Below are 628 nucleotides of genomic sequence, written 5' to 3' on the forward strand. Positions count from 1 at the left end.
GTAATAAGTTGATTGTCTTCGCTTTGCCAGGTGACGAGGTGGGTGATGTCTTTAGTCGATGCATCGGTATATAAGCCACTTGCTTTGACTTGTTCTGTAAACCCAGCCGGAATACTTGTGTTATCGCTCGTCAGTGATATTGATTGAAGTGTCGCACTTGTTACTGTCACTAAACTAATACCACTGATTCCTTCTAGTTCGGCAGAGATCAGGGCTTCGCCTTCTGCATTAGCGCTGATAACCGGAGCGCTAGGGCTTTCTACGCTTGCAACAGTACTAGAGCTTGTGTTCCAGTTGGCCTCTTTACTGATATCAATTTGTTCTCCATCAGAATAGGAGCCTAAAGCAATGGCTTGTATTTGAAGCCCGTTAGCTAGGCTGATATTTCCTGGCTGAACTTCAATTGCGGTTAATACGGCGTCTTGAATGCTTAGACTAGTCGATATACTAATATCATCCAGGGTGGCGGAAATGTTTACGAATCCCAGTTCTAGTCCATTGACTAAACCTTCAGATAGCGCAGCGTTTGAAATAGAGCCTATTGCCGAGTCGCTCGATGTCCAGGTTACCTGTTCGGTGATGTCCTGAACTGAGCCGTCACTGTATGTTCCTTGAGCACTGAAACTTT

1 protein-coding gene is annotated in these 628 nt (G+C 45.2%); it reads right to left on the minus strand.

Features of this window, described 5'->3' with window-relative positions:
* Nucleotides 1-628: Ig-like domain-containing protein (locus A3766_RS29525; protein WP_197479486.1), on the minus strand; the 628-nt coding region annotated here is incomplete at both ends.

The organism is Oleiphilus sp. HI0132 (assembly GCF_001635845.1).